Source organism: Aquibacillus albus (assembly GCF_016908325.1).
GTDB lineage: Bacteria > Bacillota > Bacilli > Bacillales > Amphibacillaceae > Aquibacillus_A > Aquibacillus_A albus.
In genome coordinates this window covers 292,372-308,740 of record NZ_JAFBDR010000003.1, presented here as the reverse complement: position 1 = coordinate 308,740, position 16,369 = coordinate 292,372, and the positions used below count along the sequence as shown (strand labels likewise).

Sequence of the window (16,369 nt, the reverse complement as noted above, 5' to 3'; positions counted from 1 at the left end):
GGGGTTATTTGGAAGTTCTGTGATAGGTACTTCCATTTTACACTGAAAATGGTGGTTATTTTTCTTTATTTGAACCTATTTACTACACTAGGCACCTAATTTTGGTTCAAGTAGTTAATGGTTGCAGCTGCGAGGATTTTTGATCCGATGAGTAGGGATTCTTCATCTATATCAAATTTTGGGTGGTGGTATGGGTAAATAATTCCTTTGTCTTTGTTGGCAGAGCCTGTGAAAAAGTAGGTGCCAGGTACTTTTTGTAGGAAGTATGAAAAGTCTTCTCCACCCATATTTGGAGGAATTGCAATAATATCCTCTTCGTTAATGACTTGCTTGGCAGATTCCACGAGTAATTTTGTTTCTTTCTCATGGTTTAAAGTTGCAGGAAAGCCTCGATCATACGTGAATTTGTAGGAAGCTCCAGATGCTTTACACGTATGTGCTGTCATTGTTTCCATCATTTCCTCTACTTGATCTCGGACATCCGCATCAAAAGTTCGGACAGTTCCTTTTAATATCGCTTGATCGGCGATGACATTGGCTGCTTCACCTGCTTTAAAGGAGCCAATTGTTAAAACTGCTGATTTAAGCGGATCTACACGTCTGCTAATAATTTGTTGCAAATTACTAACGAGCTGCGAACCAATAACGACAGCATCTCTTGTGTCTTGAGGAAAAGCCCCGTGACCACCAACTCCGTTAACTTCTATTTCAAATCTGTCAGATGCTGCTAAAATATAATCCTCACTGTAGAAAACCTGACCAACTGAACAATAATTCTCCATATGTGTAGCAAAGATTGCATCTACACCTTCCAAACAGCCATCTTCAAACATTCCGATTGCACCGCCTGGATTCATTTCCTCTGCATGTTGATGAATAAAAACAACATTTCCCTCAATTTCAGCTTTTTTCTCAGCAAGTACTTTTGCTAGCCCGAGTGCAATGGCTGTATGGGCATCATGACCACACGCGTGCATCACACCATCATTTACTGACTTATAGGGTACATCATTTTTTTCAAAGATTGGCAAAGCATCGAAATCTGCTCGAATTGCAACTGTTTTACCAGGTTTCCCACCATGTAATGTTGCAACGACACCATTACCACCGACGCCTGTTCTAACTTCCAGACCTAATTGTCGTTGATATTGAGCAATCACTTCTGGTGTCCGTTCTTCCTGAAATGATAACTCAGGATGCTTGTGTAAATCTCTGCGTATATCGACCATTTCTTGATAAATGTTTTCTAAGCGATTGAAAATATCGTTAATCATGGTTTCACCCTTCTATCGATGTAATAAAAAGGGTTGACCAGAGAGTTCCTTGCAACCTTCCAATTCGTCGATACGTCGGTTGGTATCTGGCCCTTTTTCTGGTCAACCCCTAGTTCATAAGCTTTCATCATGTCTATTATGCGTTCTTCTTTTTAAAGCGTTTTTCGGAAATTCCAAGGCCAATGTCGGCAATAATGGCCAGAAGAGCTGCTGGAATTGCCCCGGCATAAATCTTTATTTCATCTCGCCCATTAATCCCGGATACAATTTCACGACCTAATCCATCTCCACCAATGTATGGTGCAATCGATGCAACACCAACTGCAATAACTGCAGCAATTCTTAATCCAGCCATCATAAATGGTAGAGATAAAGGAATTTGGATTTTTGCGAGCAACTGCAAGGGGGTCATTCCAATCCCTTTTCCAGCTTCCAATACGTGTGGATCAACCTCTTTTACCCCAACATACGTGTTTCGAATGATTGGAAGCAGTGAATAGAGGAAAAGTCCGACTACTACTGTTTCAAAACCGAGACCAAAGTAAAGCATAAGAATCGCTAAGAGTGCTAAACTTGGGATAATTTGAATAATATTAGCGATTGACAAAATGATTGGAGCGAGCTTTTCACTTCGTGCACAAATGATCCCTAATGGAACCCCAACAATTACAGCAAGCACGATTCCGTATAGTACCATTAATATATGCTCTACAGTAAGCTCCAGCAGATAACCCCAGTTTTCTCCCATATACGTAGATAGTTCTATTATAAATTCCATTTTTTCACACCTTTTAAAAGTGTATTGTTATTACTCAATTAAGCCTTGTTCTTGCAAGTATTCTTGAGCAACTTCTTGTTCATCGCGTTCATTAATATCTACTTCATAAATCAGTTGAGTCATTGTTTCTTCATCTATTGTTCCTACTAATGAAGAAAGAATCTCATCAATTTGTGGATCATCTTCTAACAGGTTGTTTCTTGTTACAAGAGACGCACTATATGGTGGGAAGAAGTTTTTGTCATCTTCCAATACCTTCAAATCCAATTCAAGAATCTGCGGGTCTACGGAATAAGCCGTAATAACATCAAGCTCATCACTTTCTACACCTTCATACATCAATTCAATCTGTAAACCACGTGCATCAGCAAATTCAAATCCATATGCCTCTTGGAAAGCTCTATATCCGTCATTGGAACGTTCGAGCCATGAACCATCTGTTCCAAATCTTAATTCACCAGCATAAGGCTCTAAGTCAGATATCGTTTCAATATTGTTCGCTTCTGCAAATTCATTTTCAATAGCAATCGTGTATTTATTTTGGAAACCAAGTGAATCATACCACTTAAAGTCAAAATGCTCGTTAAATAATTGCTGTGCCTGTGTTAATGTTTTTTCTGTATCTGTAGAATACTCTACCTCATCTTCATCAAAGTGATTGTTGTAAACTTCACCAGAATATAGTGTTGCAATATCCAATTCTTCCTGGTCAATTGACGTAATCAATTGTGGACTTGCAGAAATATCTTTCGTAATATTTACTTCATACTCCGTTTGGTCTTCAATTAACCCTTCAACGATATGAGCCATTAATTTTGGATCGGTGTACGTTTGTGTTCCGATTTCAATCGTATTGTCGTCGCCGCCACACGCAGACATAAATCCTAATACTAGTACTGCAACTGCAGAAAAGATAATTTTTTTCATTGAAAAATTCACTCCTATAATTGATAAGTTGTATAAGTTTATTTATAAGCTACCTTTTTCTCAAGGATTCCCATGAGAAAATCAGCGATAAGTGCCATAATGACAGCCATTATCGTTCCTGTGAAAATCAGAAATTTATCATTAAAACCTAATCCCGCAATAACCATGCCTCCCAAACCACCAGCTCCAATAACTGCCGCAATCGTTGCCCAGCTAATAATATAAACGGTGGTTATGCGAAGTCCTGACATAATATAAGGAAAGGCTAATGGGATTTCAATTTGCATCAAACGTTGAATAGGACTGTATCCTATCCCTTTGGCTGATTCGATGACTTCCGGATCAACCGACTGGATACCAGCGAAAGTATTCCGCAATAGTGGCAATAAAGAATACAAAAATAAAGCTACAATTGCTGGCTTCATCCCAATCCCTAATAGTGGAATCATCAGTGCCAGTAAAGCAATCGTCGGGATGGTTTGGAAAATATTTGTCACATTAAAAGTGATGTTTTTGATTGCTTTTGACTTAATTCTAGTCAAATAGATTCCAAGTGGAATAGCGAGCACTGCCCCTAAGATTACCGATACGAGAGAAACAAATAGATGCTGCCAAGTGTACTCCAATATCGACGGGTAACGTTCTTGCCAAAATTCAATATAATCCATTAAAACTTCCATTTATTTTCCCTCATTTCCTACGAGAGAGTAAGATTTGCTCATTACATGGATTAGTGACTTTCTTGTTATAATCCCGATGAATTGCTGGTCTTGATCAACGACTGGTAATTCATTTAAGTCATGCTTTTTAATGAGGTGAAGCGCAGCGCTTAGCGAAGCTCCTGATTCAATGTTCTGTTCGAACGGTTTCATAACCTCCGCTACCATTTGTTCTGTTTGATTTATCACATCATAAAGTGATAGCTTTCCTGTAACCTGATGGCTATTGCTAAGAACCATCAATGAATCAATCTGCTTGTCCTTCATAAGGTCAATTGCATCTGTTACGCTTTGCTTCTCTTCTATACTTACAAATTCTTTACTCATGACTTCATCAACAACTGGGATAGCATTCCCTTGTTGTAAACGATCCTGTCCAATAAAGTCCTTGACAAAATCACTTGCTGGCGATCTTAAGATTTCTTCAGGGGAACCTTTTTGTTCAACAACCCCGTCTTTCATGAGAATGATTTGGTCAGCAATTTTTAATGCTTCGTCCATATCATGGGTAACGAAGACAATGGTTTTATTAATCTCTTTTTGTAGACGCAATAGCTCATCTTGGAGCTGTTCACGACTAATTGGATCTAATGCACTAAAGGGTTCATCCATTAAAATAATGGAAGGTTCTGCAGCCAATGCACGTATAACTCCAATTCGCTGTTGTTGACCACCACTCAATTCAGATGGAAAACGATTTGCATATGTTTCCGGATCCAAACCAACCATATTTAATAGTTCATTTACCCTTTTATCGATTCGCTCTTTGTCCCATTTCAATAATTTAGGAACAGCTGCGACATTGTTATAAATGGTCATATGCGGAAACAACCCAATATGTTGAATGACATAGCCAATCGTTCTGCGAAGATCAATGGCATCAATTGTGGAAATGTCCTTATCATTAATAAAGATATTACCGTTCGTAAAATCGATTAGTTTATTCAACATTTTCATCGTTGTCGTTTTCCCGCAACCACTTGGACCAATCAGAACATTAATTTCACCTTCTTTAAATTCAAGGTTAATGTCTTTTAATGCCTGAAAGCCATCTTCATAGACTTTTTCAACACCTTCTAAACGAATCATCTAGGTGTAACCCACCTTTCTAGATTTTTGCTTTCATGAGTTGGATATAATAGTAGGATGGGAGTAAATATCTTTACTCCAGTTGATCAACTTCTTAAAACTTATAAAGTTTATAAACTTTTTTGTTTACGGACGATGTGTTTAAGTATAAATGTCTGTCCTATGTTTCGACAAGTTTCAAATTTTCTGATTAAAAGTGTAAACTTCGTAAAATTTTAATTTTATAAAGTTTATGGTCGTTTTTACCGTAAATCCCTTTAAAATACTTCTTGTTACTTACTAATTACAATGTTTTACAATGTAAATATCCGTGTTAGAGTGGTATTATATCGAATGTTAGGATATCCAAAGTCTCTATAATATAATCCATGTAAAAGTGGTAGTATATCCAAATTCGCAGAAATGGATGTGATTAATTTTGGATTCGAAAACTGAGGAACGATTTGAACAGATAAGAAGTAGGATTATAGAACAAATTGCAGCGAATATGAAGCTTTACGGTGTCCCTTCTACAGTGGGCCGTTTAATGGGAACGATCTATTATAATAGAGGTCCGATGACGCTTGATGATATGACAGAAGAGCTTGGTATGAGTAAAACGAGGATGAGTCAAGCAGTAAGGGAGTTGTTGGAGCTACAGCTTGCAGAGAAGGTATTTGAAAAAGGTGTACGAAAAGACATATACAATGTGGAACAGGACTATTATCAGACATTTATTAGTTTATTTAGCTCTAACTGGCGAAAAGGGATTAGCATGAACCGCTCGTTTCAACAAAAACTCATTATTGAATTAAATGAGTTGATTCATGATGAAAATTTAGAGGAAGATGCGAAAGAAAAAGCACAAGAATATTTGGATGAAACACAAAGTATCTTAGATTTTTACCATTGGTTGAACCGCCTTGTTGAATTCTTTGAATCAAACGAAATCTTTAAACACGTACCCAAAACCGAAGACCTCCCAGAAAAAGATAAATAAAAGCGAAAGGGGTCTGACCCCTTTCGCCAAAATTCGACAAATGTCATCGCTAGCACCTTGGTATACTATGTCGGTACATGAGCGAATCGTTTGTCCCGTCTAAGCCTGTACCTTTTCTCCCCATGCTAATATACATTATTTCGCCATCCGCAAAAGCTTCAATTGGTGATTTATGATTTTTAACTAGATCCACCCCTGTGTGCCATTCCCTTTCCCGCGTAATAGGTTTGTTTTCCAACCAAAGCCACTTGTTATACGGTAACCGCTAAAGGTTTCCATTACTTTCTACATCTTTCTTTTCTTTTTAGCCTCTATTGTAGATTGCTTGAAAAGCTGATGACTAAAAACAGCTACTCCAGCTACAGATACGCCTTGAGCAAATGCCTGGACTGTTACTCCAAAAAAGGAAAAGGCTGAGACAACACTAACAAGTAATAATGCCCATATAATTGCCCAATCTGGGAAAAAGGGTGTTTTTTTTAACGCAAAACCAATGACCCATAGGGCAGGAACAATAAACAAAAACTCATCATTTACTACCCAAAGTAATTCTTCAATCAATTTAAAAGCACCTCTTTCCTTTAAAAAATGACCCAAATGGATATTCTCATCCCTTAAACCCATTAACGTTATGAGGCATTATTCCTCTTAATAGGGTATGCTGACAATCTATCAATTGGAAGGGCAGATGCAGGGATCAAAGCTTTTTTATGTACATACATTAAAAGAGAGGGAGGGGATTTCTGGTTTCACTCAGTACTATCATGCAATATTACGAAAATTCCGAAATAATGGTAACACTTTAAAAAAGGTTTTCCTTAATTTTAATTACGAAAAATGGAAAATTTTCATATACAACATTTTTTTGCACCAAACAGTTAGGAGATAGGTAAATGAAATCATATATTAAAAAAATCGAATCAAGGGTGATGGAAATCTTTGATCATTTACACGGCAATGCAGAGATTAGCTGGAAAGAGTTCAAGACGACGAATTATATCGCTCAGTTTCTAGAAGCGGAAGGTGTTCGAGTTACAACATTTAAGGATCATACGGGTGTAATAGGAGAATTCGGTGAAGGGAAGCCAGTAGTAGCAATTCGTGCAGATATGGACGCATTATGGCAGGAGGTGGATGGTGTATTTCAGGCGAATCATTCCTGTGGACATGATGCACACATGTCGATCGTTTTAGGAGTGTTGCTCGTCATAAAAGAATATCTACCTAATCCAAAGGGCACGATACGCTTTATTTTTCAACCTGCTGAAGAAAAAGGAACTGGTGCACTAAAAATGGTTGAAAAAGGTGTTGTTGATGACGTTGATTATTTGTATGGAATGCATCTAAGACCAATCCAGGAACTTCCGAACGGAACAGCGGTACCAGCGATTGTTCATGGAGCAGCACGCTTTTTTCAGGGTTCTATTATGAGTGATGATACGCATGGTGCCCGACCACATTTAGGAAAAAATGCAATTGAAATTGGTGCAAGTATCGTTACTATGTTAAACAACATTCATCTCGATCCAATGCAGCCGCATTCTGTTAAAATGACGTCGTTTCATGCTGGTGGAGAAAGTAGCAATATCATACCAGGTTCGGCAACATTCAGCCTTGATTTACGTGCACAAAAAAATGAAACGATGGAACAGTTGGCTAAAAAAGTAAATGATATTATCACATTTTTAGCAGATTATTATGATGTGGAAATTAAGATGGAAATGGGTGCTGATGTGGCAGCGGCTGAGGTCAATAAACAGGCAGAAAAATTGATGGAACAGTCGATTAGCGAGGTGCTAGGAAAAAAACATTTACGTCCTCCACTGATTACTACCGGAGGGGATGACTTTCATTTTTACACCATTAAGCGTCCTCGCTTGAAGGCTACGATGCTTGGAATTGGCTGTGACTTAGCGCCGGGATTACATCACCCGAAGATGACTTTTAAAAAAGAAGCGATTACACAGGCGATTGAAATTTTGACAAGGACAATTATTTTAACGCTAGAAGGAAGGGAAGCATAGTTATAGCACGGGAAATCAGCTTTTTAGTAGAATGGTGAATGGATAGTAGCTACGTATCAAATAGGGATCCCCTTCTTGGTACAGAGCTTCTATCATTTTGAAAAAGAGTGGATGTTCAAAAAGTCCGGGAAAATAGGTTCCAGCTAAGTTTTCTAAAGAAAATGAGAGGAAGATAAGATGCGTAGAAACTTAGATCCATTACAGGTAGAGCAGGTTATTTTACATAAATTGAACATGAAGCTGAAAAGCCCATTTATGACTAGCTTCGGTACTTTTGATGACAAAGAATTTTTTGTTGTAGAAATGATCGATGAAAAAGGGAATATAGGTTTCGGAGAATCAGTAGCTTTTTCCAGTCCGTGGTACAGCGAGGAGACTGTACAGACAAGCGAGCACATGATGAGGGATTTTTTGATTCCGATGCTACTAGAATCACCAATTGATCATCCAGACGATGTTTACTCGCGATTTTCTACGATACGCAGAAACAACATGGCAAAGTCAGCATTGGAAGGTGCTGTTTGGGATATTTATGCCAAGCGGCAAGGGAAGTCTTTAGCAACTGCTTTAGGTGGAGAAAAAAAGGAAATTGATGTTGGGATTAGTATCGGAATTCAGTCATCGGTGAAAGAGTTACTTACGGTCATTGAAGGATTCGCAGCAGAGGGCTATAAGCGGATGAAGATTAAAGTGAAGCCAGGCTGGGATGTAGAGGTCATGAGAGAGGTTCGAAAAGCATTCCCAGGTCTTCCTTTAATGGTCGACGCTAATTCCGCCTATACATTAAAGGACAAGGAGCATCTGAAACAATTAGATGATTTGGACCTGATGATGATTGAACAGCCATTAGCCCACGATGATATTTTTGATCATGCCGTATTACAAAGGGAGTTGGAAACGCCTGTTTGTCTAGATGAAAGCATTCATTCTTTTGAAGATGCGAGAAGGGCGATTGAATTAGGCAGCTGCAAAATTATCAATATAAAAATTGGACGAGTCGGTGGCTTAAGTGAATCAGTTCGAATTCATGATTATTGTCAGAATCACGACATTGCCGTCTGGTGTGGCGGTATGCTAGAAGCAGGTGTTGGTCGTGCACACAACATCGCATTGACAACTTTAGCTAATTTCACCTTGCCAGGGGATACGGCAGGTTCTTCCCGTTATTGGGAAAAAGATATCATTTCACCAGAGGTTATTGTGACCAATGGTAAAATCCATGTTCCGGAAAATCCAGGTATTGGTTTTGATATAAACCGAACCGCTTTAAACGAATACACTGTTACGAAAACAGAGTTTAGTAGATAAGGGGGTCGAATAAAGCCTTTATCAGATGCTGGCATCTAGTACGTTATTTAGTAAAAATGCGGGTAAACGACTTCATGCTTGATGAATAATGGAATAAATGCCCGTCACAAATCTTATAAAATTTTCACGTACGTATGAAAAGAAAAACGCTTTGGTGCAACACCAAAGCGTTTTATTACGATTACTTGTTAGCAACTGCTTCTTTAAGGCCTTTTCCTGCTTTAAATGCAGGTACTTTACTTGCGGCGATTTCAATTTCTTCCCCAGTTTGTGGGTTTCGCCCTTTACGAGCAGCTCTTTCTCTTACTTCAAAGTTACCAAAGCCGATTAGCTGAACGCCATCTCCATTGGAAAGTGCTTCTGTAATCGTTTCAAAAATTGAATCTACTGCCTTACCTGCATCCTTCTTGGATAACTCTGAAGTTTCAGCAACCTTATTAACTAATTCTGTTTTATTCATTATGTATCTCTCCTTTTTTTAGAACCTACTTTTTGTTTTTACCATATATAACCTGAATTATCAAGTAATAGAAGGGGTCACGACAATTCATTTACCATTTGTGCCATTAAAAAGCTTATGAAAAAGCTGTCCCAAATGTAAAGGGGTCAGACCCCTCAACTACAACATCTAGTGATATTTTAACAATAAACACGAATTGTTGTGGTATAACGAGGGGTCAGACCCTTAAGGGACAGTCTCTTTTATTTCTTATCTAGTTTACGATACTTCTATACCTAGTGACTCTCCCTATGCAGCTCACTTTCATGACGTAAACCTTAAAAACATTGGAAAGATTCTATTCTATCTAAATCAATACCGAAGTATATCCAAGTAAATCCAATCCATCTATAGCCTGCAACAGATCTTCTTCCTACATAGGTTGGATAGAACCAGAACGACTCGCCTCTTTCTAACCACACATACGTATAGCGATACAAGCATCCTTGGATTGCACCTGGATCAACTGCAAATAGGTGTGCTTGCCCTTGTGCTTGCCCTGCTTGCGGGACGAAAGATGGTGGTGGGCTAGTCGGTGGACCAGCTTGACCTGGCCCCCCTGGCATCCCTGGCATCCCTGGCATTCCCGGCCCTCCTGGAGAACCTGGCATTCCTGGAACCCCAGGTCCTCCTGGCATACCCGGTGTCCCTGGAGCACCTGGTCCTCCTGGTGGTGGTGTACCTGGATAAGTTCCTCGTAGTTCTGGTGAAACATATGGGAACTGGTGATAATAATTCATTTATTTGCCTCCTCATCCCTATAAAATGATGTTCAATAAGTCACCAAATGGTAAGCGGCACATCTCTTCTTTGGCTCGTTCTTCCGGTCCTCATGTAGGAAAAGCATCAGGGGAACTTCTACTAAGCACGTGCACGTCCTGTGCACAACGTAGAAGTCAGCACATCCTGTGCAAGTCCGGTCCTTAGAAGCTTCGCCGCCTCGACCTACTTGCTTCTAATTTACCGACTTTTTGAACACGTACTAGAAAATATTTCCTACAGATTGACATTCATTAAACATGTATGATCATGGAACGTCTATTACACTGTATGAAAATAATTCCGCGTCTGTGCTGAGGCAAACATCATTTGGGCCGATGCAATAGGGGTCAGACCCCTTGACTGAGAAAAAATAGAAAAACCGGGCGCGCTTTGCCCGGTTTTTCCAATGAAGGGTCATGATTCATTTAGTGAAGAAATAGTAACTCTTCTATTTTGTTGATGAGAGAGAGCGGCGGCTTGGTTAATTTGTGTTAATTGAAATACATCTTCATTAGTTATAGTTGGATATGTCTGATTTTTAATCGCATCGATCCATTGTTCCATTGGCATTGGTAAAGGTTCAGGGATATTCGTAGGTGTGATCCAACCTTTTTCCTTCAGTTTATTGCTTTGTATTTTCATTTGATTGTCTTCAATCATTACCGTTCCTTCTGTTCCATATAACTCTAACTGAAACGGGCTACCGCTTGAAACGAAGCTAGTTTCAAGCATTCCGAGTGCACCAGATTGAAATTCGACGATTGCTACTGCATTATCATCCACTTGATAAGAATTTAGATTAGTAGTAAGACGAGCTGTTACTGCTTTGGCGGGGCCAGCTAATCGGTTGGACAAATAGATAGGGTGAGCACCTAAGTCAATAAATGCTCCTCCGCCACATCGTTCCGCATCAAAAAAATGGGATGGTAACCAGCCATTTGGGTTTTCATTCGTAGGAACCGCACCATTATGAGCAAAACGACATCGTACAGAAGTTAACCGACCGAGTAGTCCTTCATCCAATGCTTGTTGCGCGTATAAGTAATAGTTCTCCGTTAATCTTGGCAAGGATACCATTAGTTGTACATGATTTTCTTCCACAGCTTTAAAGATTTCCTCACAATCATTGATATCGAAGGAAAGCACTTTTTCTGTGAAGATATGCTTTTTGTGTTTAGCGGCTGTTAAGATTACTTCCTTATGCATGTTTGTTGGTGTATCAATAACCACTGCATCAACAGGATGTTCTGTAAGCGCTTTATTTAAATCGGGCTCAAAAGGCACACCAATTTCCCTTGCCCAAGCCTCACCACGGTCTTTATTCTCATCCCAAACTAACGTTACCTCGATATCAGGAATATGTAATGCTTGCTTAAGATAATCCTTTGCATGAACGTGCCACTTACTCAACATTGCAACTCTAATCATTATTTTCCTCTCCTTTTAAAATGAAATAATACCATAACCATTCTGTATAAAAATGAAAATACCTGCATAGATGCGGTTTTTCATGAAACAAAAATAGGGTGGTGACAGGCGCCGCCTGATTTGTCATGTTTTGTCGATTTGGGTTTCCTTTCAAAGGGAAGGGGTTCTATTGTTAGTTTTAGCGATTCATTTGTTGCTTTGTTGTAATATTTATCTTGGTTTCAAGAGATATCGAGTGTGATTTTGTGAAAAGTGCTTGTGAATGAAATCATTATGAACGTGGTTGTAGCAATCATGTAAACGCTTCATTAAACGTCGGAAAATTCAGAATAATCGAAAAAATGTTGTTAGATTTTCTGACAAAAGCCTAGAATGGGTTGTTTACCTCTGATAACCTTCTTTTTGTAAGATAAATTAACATTATTTTAGGAGGGGACAATTTTTGAGAAAGAAAACACACTATTTTTTACTACTCATTGTTGGTTTGGTTTTTTCTATGCTTGTAGCATGTTCGGCAGCAGACAATGCCGCTAACGCTACAGATCCTGAGGAAGATGAAACAGAAACGGAAACAGAAGAGACAACCGAAACAGAAGAAACCTCTAGTGAAGATGAAGACACAATCAAAGTTGGTATCTTACATTCCTTAAGTGGAACAATGGCAATTAGCGAAACTTCAGTCCGTGATTCGGAGTTACTTGCCATTAAAGAGATTAATGAAAATGGTGGTGTTCTAGGTAAGCAATTAGAGCCTATCATTGAAGATGGTGCATCTGATTGGCCTACCTTTGCAGAAAAAGCAAAAAAATTATTACAACAAGATGAGGTAGCAACCATATTTGGTGGATGGACTTCGGCTAGTCGTAAAGCAATGCTTCCAGTAGTTGAAGAAAATAATGGCCTGCTCTGGTACCCAGTTCAATATGAAGGCATGGAAGCATCTCCGAATATTTTCTATACAGGTGCTGCACCTAACCAGCAAATTGTTCCTGCAGTCAGCTGGTTATTAGAAAATCGTGGAACGAAATTTTTCCTTCTAGGATCTGATTATGTATTTCCTAGAACGGCAAACGCAGCTATCAAAGCTCAGCTAGAAGCTGAAGGTGGCGAGTTGTTAGCGGAAGAGTACACGCCACTAGGTCATACGGATTACAATACAATCATTGCAAAAATTAAAAGCGAGCAGCCAGAAGTTATTTTCAATACATTAAATGGTGACAGTAATGTTGCGTTCTTTAAGCAATTGAGTGATGCGGGAATTACTTCGGATGACATTACTGTGCTTTCCGTAAGTGTTGCAGAAGAAGAAATTAAAGGAATCGGGGCAGATGTCATTGAAGGACATCTTACAAGCTGGAACTATTATCAGACTACCGATACACCTGAAAATGAAGAGTTTGTAGCAAATTATAAAGCGGAGTACGGTGATGATGCCGTAACTGCGGATCCAATTGAAGCAGGTTACTTTGGAGTATATTTATGGGCGAAAGCTGTAGAAGCAGCAGGAACGACAGATGTCGATGCAGTTAAAGAAGCTGCAAAAGGTATTGAATTTGATGCTCCGGGTGGTCCTGTCAAAATTGATGGGGATAACCAACACGTCTATAAGACAGTAAGAATCGGTGAAGTACGTAGTGATGGTCAAATTGATGAGCTTTGGAATTCAGGTGAGCCATTGAAGCCAGATCCGTACTTAGAAGGTTATGATTGGGCAAGTGAGTTAAGTGAAGCATTAAGTCAGTAATAGAAAAACAGGGAGGGGTTGGGGTAGTCGAATAATAGATTCTTCTTCCTCTTCCTTTTTCTTTTTTGTTAAAGAAAGGAGAGTTACGGTGACTCAAATCATCCTTACACTATTTAATGGGTTAAGTCTTGGTTCGATTCTCTTATTAATAGCCTTAGGGCTTGCAATAACATTTGGATTGATGAATGTAATTAATATGGCTCATGGCGAACTAATTATGATTGGTGCATATGTTACTTATGTCATGCAAAACCTCTTTCTAAACTATGCCCCTCAGCAATATTTTGATTTATACTTTATTCTTTCTATTCCAATTGCTCTTCTAATAGCAGCAGGAGTCGGCATGATTTTAGAATTTTCTCTTATTCGCTTTTTATACCGGCGTCCTTTAGACAGTTTGCTTGCTACTTGGGGAGTCGGACTGATGCTTCAACAGTTGGCCAGGTCTATTTTTGGAGCACCTAACGTTGGTGTTCAAAGTCCAAGCTTTTTAAATGGGGGACTGGAAGTAGGGACACTTTTATTTCCTTATTCGCGCCTATTTATTATTGGGCTGTCAATCGTTTGCTTGGTAAGTATTTATTACTACTTTTACAGAACTTCTAGCGGTAGAAGGGTAAGAGCGGTGATGCAAAATCGTCAGATGGCAGAGTGTTTAGGTGTTTCTACTAGAAAAGTAGATTTAATTACGTTTGCTATTGGTTCAGGTTTTGCAGGTGTAGCAGGATGTGCTTTAACGTTGTTAGGAGCTATCGGTCCAACCATTGGAACAAATTATATTATTGACGCATTTATGGTTGTTGTTGTCGGTGGCGTTGGTGCATTATTTGGTGCAGTTGCCGGTGCATTAGGCATTGGGTTTTTTAACACGGTTTTTGAATATGTTACGAATGCATCACTCGGAAAGGTTTTAATATTTTTATTAATTATCGCTTTTTTACAATGGCGACCTTCAGGGCTTGTTACGTCACGTTCAAGATCTTTAGATTAAAAATTAGGAGCGTTGAGTTATGCAAAAAGCAATCTATCAATCGGTTTTTAATAATAAAGTGTTGTTCACCTTTATTTTGCTTATTTTGTTACTTGCTCCACTCTTTTTATCCGACTTCAGATTAAATTTACTTGGTAAATTCTTAGCTTTTGCTATTTTAGCAATCGGATTAGATTTATTGTGGGGCTACACCGGGGTGTTAAGTTTAGGACATGGTATCTTTTTTGGGCTTGGAGCCTACTGCATGGCCATGTACTTAAAATTAGAAGCTACTGGCGGTAAATTACCAGATTTTATGACGTGGAGTGGAATGCAGGAGTTACCACTTATTTGGTTACCCTTCCAGTACCCAATTGTAGCTATTATTTTAGGTATCTTATTGCCAGCAGCTATTGCATTTCTGTTAGGTTACTTAACATTCCGTAATCGTATTAATGGCGTTTATTTTACAATTTTGTCTCAAGCACTTGTTCTAGTTGTTGTGACGTTGTTTATCGGTCAACAAAACATTACTGGTGGTACTAGTGGGGTTACAAACTTTGAGACATTCTTTGGCTTTCACGTCAATTCATCATCGACACAAACGGTTATTTATTTAATTACGGTTGTCGTTCTTGCGTCTGTTTTTCTAGGGTGTAGAAAACTAGTAAAAGGGCGGTTAGGAAATGTGTTAGTCGGTGTTCGTGATGGAGAAAACAGGATGAGATTTCTTGGATACAACCCTTCGAATTATAAGACGTTTGTTTATACGTTATCAGGGGGATTAGCTGGTTTAGCTGGGATGCTGTTTGTTCTGCAGGTAGGAATCATTTCGCCAACAATGATTGGGATTATTCCATCGATTGAGATGGTGTTATGGGTTGCTTTAGGTGGCCGTGGTACGTTGATCGGGCCAGTAATAGGTGCTGTATTCGTGAATGCGGCCAAAACAGGATTCAGTGAATCGTATCCAGAGTATTGGACATATTTTCTAGGCGCCTTATTTGTTATTGTCGTCGTTTTCTTACCAAAAGGCCTGATGGGACTAGTTGAAATGATTCAGGAAAGGAGGAGAAAGGTCGATGTCAAACAGTCAGGTATTAAAGAGTCCAACATCAAAGAGTCAAGCAGTGTTGAAGTCGAAAAAAATTACAGTTGACTTTAGTGGATTTAAAGCGATTAATGAATTGGATTTTGAAGTGAATCGAAACACTGTTCATTTTGTAATTGGACCAAATGGTGCCGGTAAGACAACATTGTTGGATGTCATTTGTGGCAATGCACGAGTTAGTACTGGAAAAATCACCTTTAATGACAAACACGATCTTACAAAAATGAGTGAAAATGAAATTGTAGATCAAGGTATTTCACGGAAGTTTCAGGCACCTTCTGTGTTTCATCATTTAACCGTTTATGAAAATTTGGAAATTGCGATGAAACAAAAGAAAAATCTATTTTCTATTATAAAGGCTAACAATAATCAAGAGGATGAGAGAAAGCTAGAAGATATGCTTGAATTAATTGGTTTAACGGAGGAGAAGGACAATTTAGCAGGCTCTTTAGCACACGGTCAAAAGCAGTGGTTGGAAATTGCCATGGTGTTGATGCAGGAGCCTGACTTAGTTTTATTAGATGAACCGATTGCAGGCATGTCTAAATCGGAAAGGAAAAAAACGGGTGAATTGATTACGAAAGTAGCGAAAGAAAGGGCTGTGCTAATTGTTGAACACGACATGGATTTCGTTAAGGACTATGCGGATGTTGTAACTGTTATGCATGAAGGACAGCTTCTTTTTGAAGGCAGCATGGAAGATGTTCAAAAGGATTCCAGAGTTCGTGAGGTTTATTTAGGTAGAAAGGTTGATTAA

Annotated in this window: 16 protein-coding genes; 7 read left to right on the top strand and 9 right to left on the bottom strand. The window is 38.9% G+C overall.

All coding sequences use genetic code 11. The annotated features are described in order from the left end of the window. Window positions 1-95: 95 nt before the first annotated feature. The 5 genes from JOC48_RS04760 to JOC48_RS04740 form a co-directional block, all read right to left on the bottom strand. Window positions 96-1,274, bottom strand: a complete 1,179-nt coding sequence (locus tag JOC48_RS04760) for a M20 family metallopeptidase (protein ID WP_204497902.1) — start codon at window positions 1,272-1,274, stop codon at window positions 96-98. Window positions 1,275-1,410: 136 nt separating this feature from the next. Continuing rightward, complete coding sequence (locus JOC48_RS04755; RefSeq protein ID WP_204497901.1) at window positions 1,411-2,052, bottom strand: ABC transporter permease; 642 nt, start codon at window positions 2,050-2,052, stop codon at window positions 1,411-1,413. Between the two features lie 30 nt (window positions 2,053-2,082). After that, window positions 2,083-2,979, bottom strand: coding sequence for a glycine betaine ABC transporter substrate-binding protein (locus JOC48_RS04750; RefSeq protein ID WP_204497900.1), 897 nt, complete (start codon window positions 2,977-2,979; stop codon window positions 2,083-2,085). A gap of 38 nt (window positions 2,980-3,017) precedes the next feature. Next, window positions 3,018-3,659: an ABC transporter permease gene (locus JOC48_RS04745; protein ID WP_204497899.1), complete on the bottom strand. Its 642-nt coding sequence runs from the start codon at window positions 3,657-3,659 to the stop codon at window positions 3,018-3,020. Next, window positions 3,660-4,787, bottom strand: a complete 1,128-nt coding sequence (locus JOC48_RS04740) for a betaine/proline/choline family ABC transporter ATP-binding protein (protein ID WP_204497898.1) — start codon at window positions 4,785-4,787, stop codon at window positions 3,660-3,662. It lies immediately after the preceding gene. Window positions 4,788-5,205: 418 nt separating this feature from the next. Between JOC48_RS04740 and JOC48_RS04735 the strand changes: the two genes are divergently transcribed. Then, window positions 5,206-5,766: a GbsR/MarR family transcriptional regulator gene (locus tag JOC48_RS04735; RefSeq protein ID WP_204497897.1), complete on the top strand. Its 561-nt coding sequence runs from the start codon at window positions 5,206-5,208 to the stop codon at window positions 5,764-5,766. A gap of 285 nt (window positions 5,767-6,051) precedes the next feature. Here JOC48_RS04735 and JOC48_RS04730 read toward each other — a convergent pair whose 3' ends face one another. Next, window positions 6,052-6,363 (bottom strand): phage holin family protein, encoded by a 312-nt coding sequence (locus tag JOC48_RS04730; RefSeq protein ID WP_239584194.1) that lies wholly within the window; start codon window positions 6,361-6,363, stop codon window positions 6,052-6,054. Between the two features lie 296 nt (window positions 6,364-6,659). On the opposite strand from JOC48_RS04730, the gene JOC48_RS04725 reads away from it, so the two are divergent. Both JOC48_RS04725 and menC read left to right on the top strand, forming a co-directional pair. Then, window positions 6,660-7,790 (top strand): M20 peptidase aminoacylase family protein, encoded by a 1,131-nt coding sequence (locus JOC48_RS04725; RefSeq protein WP_204497895.1) that lies wholly within the window; start codon window positions 6,660-6,662, stop codon window positions 7,788-7,790. Between the two features lie 177 nt (window positions 7,791-7,967). After that, window positions 7,968-9,098, top strand: a complete 1,131-nt coding sequence (menC, locus tag JOC48_RS04720; protein WP_204497894.1) for an o-succinylbenzoate synthase — start codon at window positions 7,968-7,970, stop codon at window positions 9,096-9,098. A 181-nt stretch (window positions 9,099-9,279) separates the two neighbouring features. Here menC and JOC48_RS04715 read toward each other — a convergent pair whose 3' ends face one another. The 3 genes from JOC48_RS04715 to JOC48_RS04705 form a co-directional block, all read right to left on the bottom strand. Next, a complete protein-coding gene (locus JOC48_RS04715) occupies window positions 9,280-9,558 on the bottom strand; it encodes an HU family DNA-binding protein (RefSeq protein ID WP_204497893.1) in 279 nt (92 codons plus the stop codon). A 317-nt stretch (window positions 9,559-9,875) separates the two neighbouring features. After that, window positions 9,876-10,337 carry a collagen-like protein gene (locus tag JOC48_RS21205; protein ID WP_239584193.1) on the bottom strand — a complete coding sequence of 154 codons (462 nt, stop codon included), beginning with the start codon at window positions 10,335-10,337 and terminating at the stop codon, window positions 9,876-9,878. 436 nt (window positions 10,338-10,773) lie between these two features. Beyond that, complete coding sequence (locus tag JOC48_RS04705) at window positions 10,774-11,787, bottom strand: Gfo/Idh/MocA family protein (RefSeq protein WP_204497892.1); 1,014 nt, start codon at window positions 11,785-11,787, stop codon at window positions 10,774-10,776. A gap of 496 nt (window positions 11,788-12,283) precedes the next feature. On the opposite strand from JOC48_RS04705, the gene urtA reads away from it, so the two are divergent. From urtA to urtD, 4 genes are all read left to right on the top strand, one after another. Next, window positions 12,284-13,531 carry an urea ABC transporter substrate-binding protein gene (gene urtA / locus JOC48_RS04700; protein ID WP_204497930.1) on the top strand — a complete coding sequence of 416 codons (1,248 nt, stop codon included), beginning with the start codon at window positions 12,284-12,286 and terminating at the stop codon, window positions 13,529-13,531. An 88-nt stretch (window positions 13,532-13,619) separates the two neighbouring features. After that, a complete protein-coding gene (urtB, locus tag JOC48_RS04695) occupies window positions 13,620-14,522 on the top strand; it encodes an urea ABC transporter permease subunit UrtB (RefSeq protein ID WP_204497891.1) in 903 nt (300 codons plus the stop codon). 19 nt (window positions 14,523-14,541) lie between these two features. Continuing rightward, window positions 14,542-15,660: an urea ABC transporter permease subunit UrtC gene (urtC, locus tag JOC48_RS04690; protein ID WP_204497890.1), complete on the top strand. Its 1,119-nt coding sequence runs from the start codon at window positions 14,542-14,544 to the stop codon at window positions 15,658-15,660. Continuing rightward, window positions 15,584-16,369: an urea ABC transporter ATP-binding protein UrtD gene (gene urtD, locus JOC48_RS04685; protein ID WP_204497889.1), complete on the top strand. Its 786-nt coding sequence runs from the start codon at window positions 15,584-15,586 to the stop codon at window positions 16,367-16,369. The genes urtC and urtD overlap by 77 nt, the downstream gene beginning before the upstream one ends.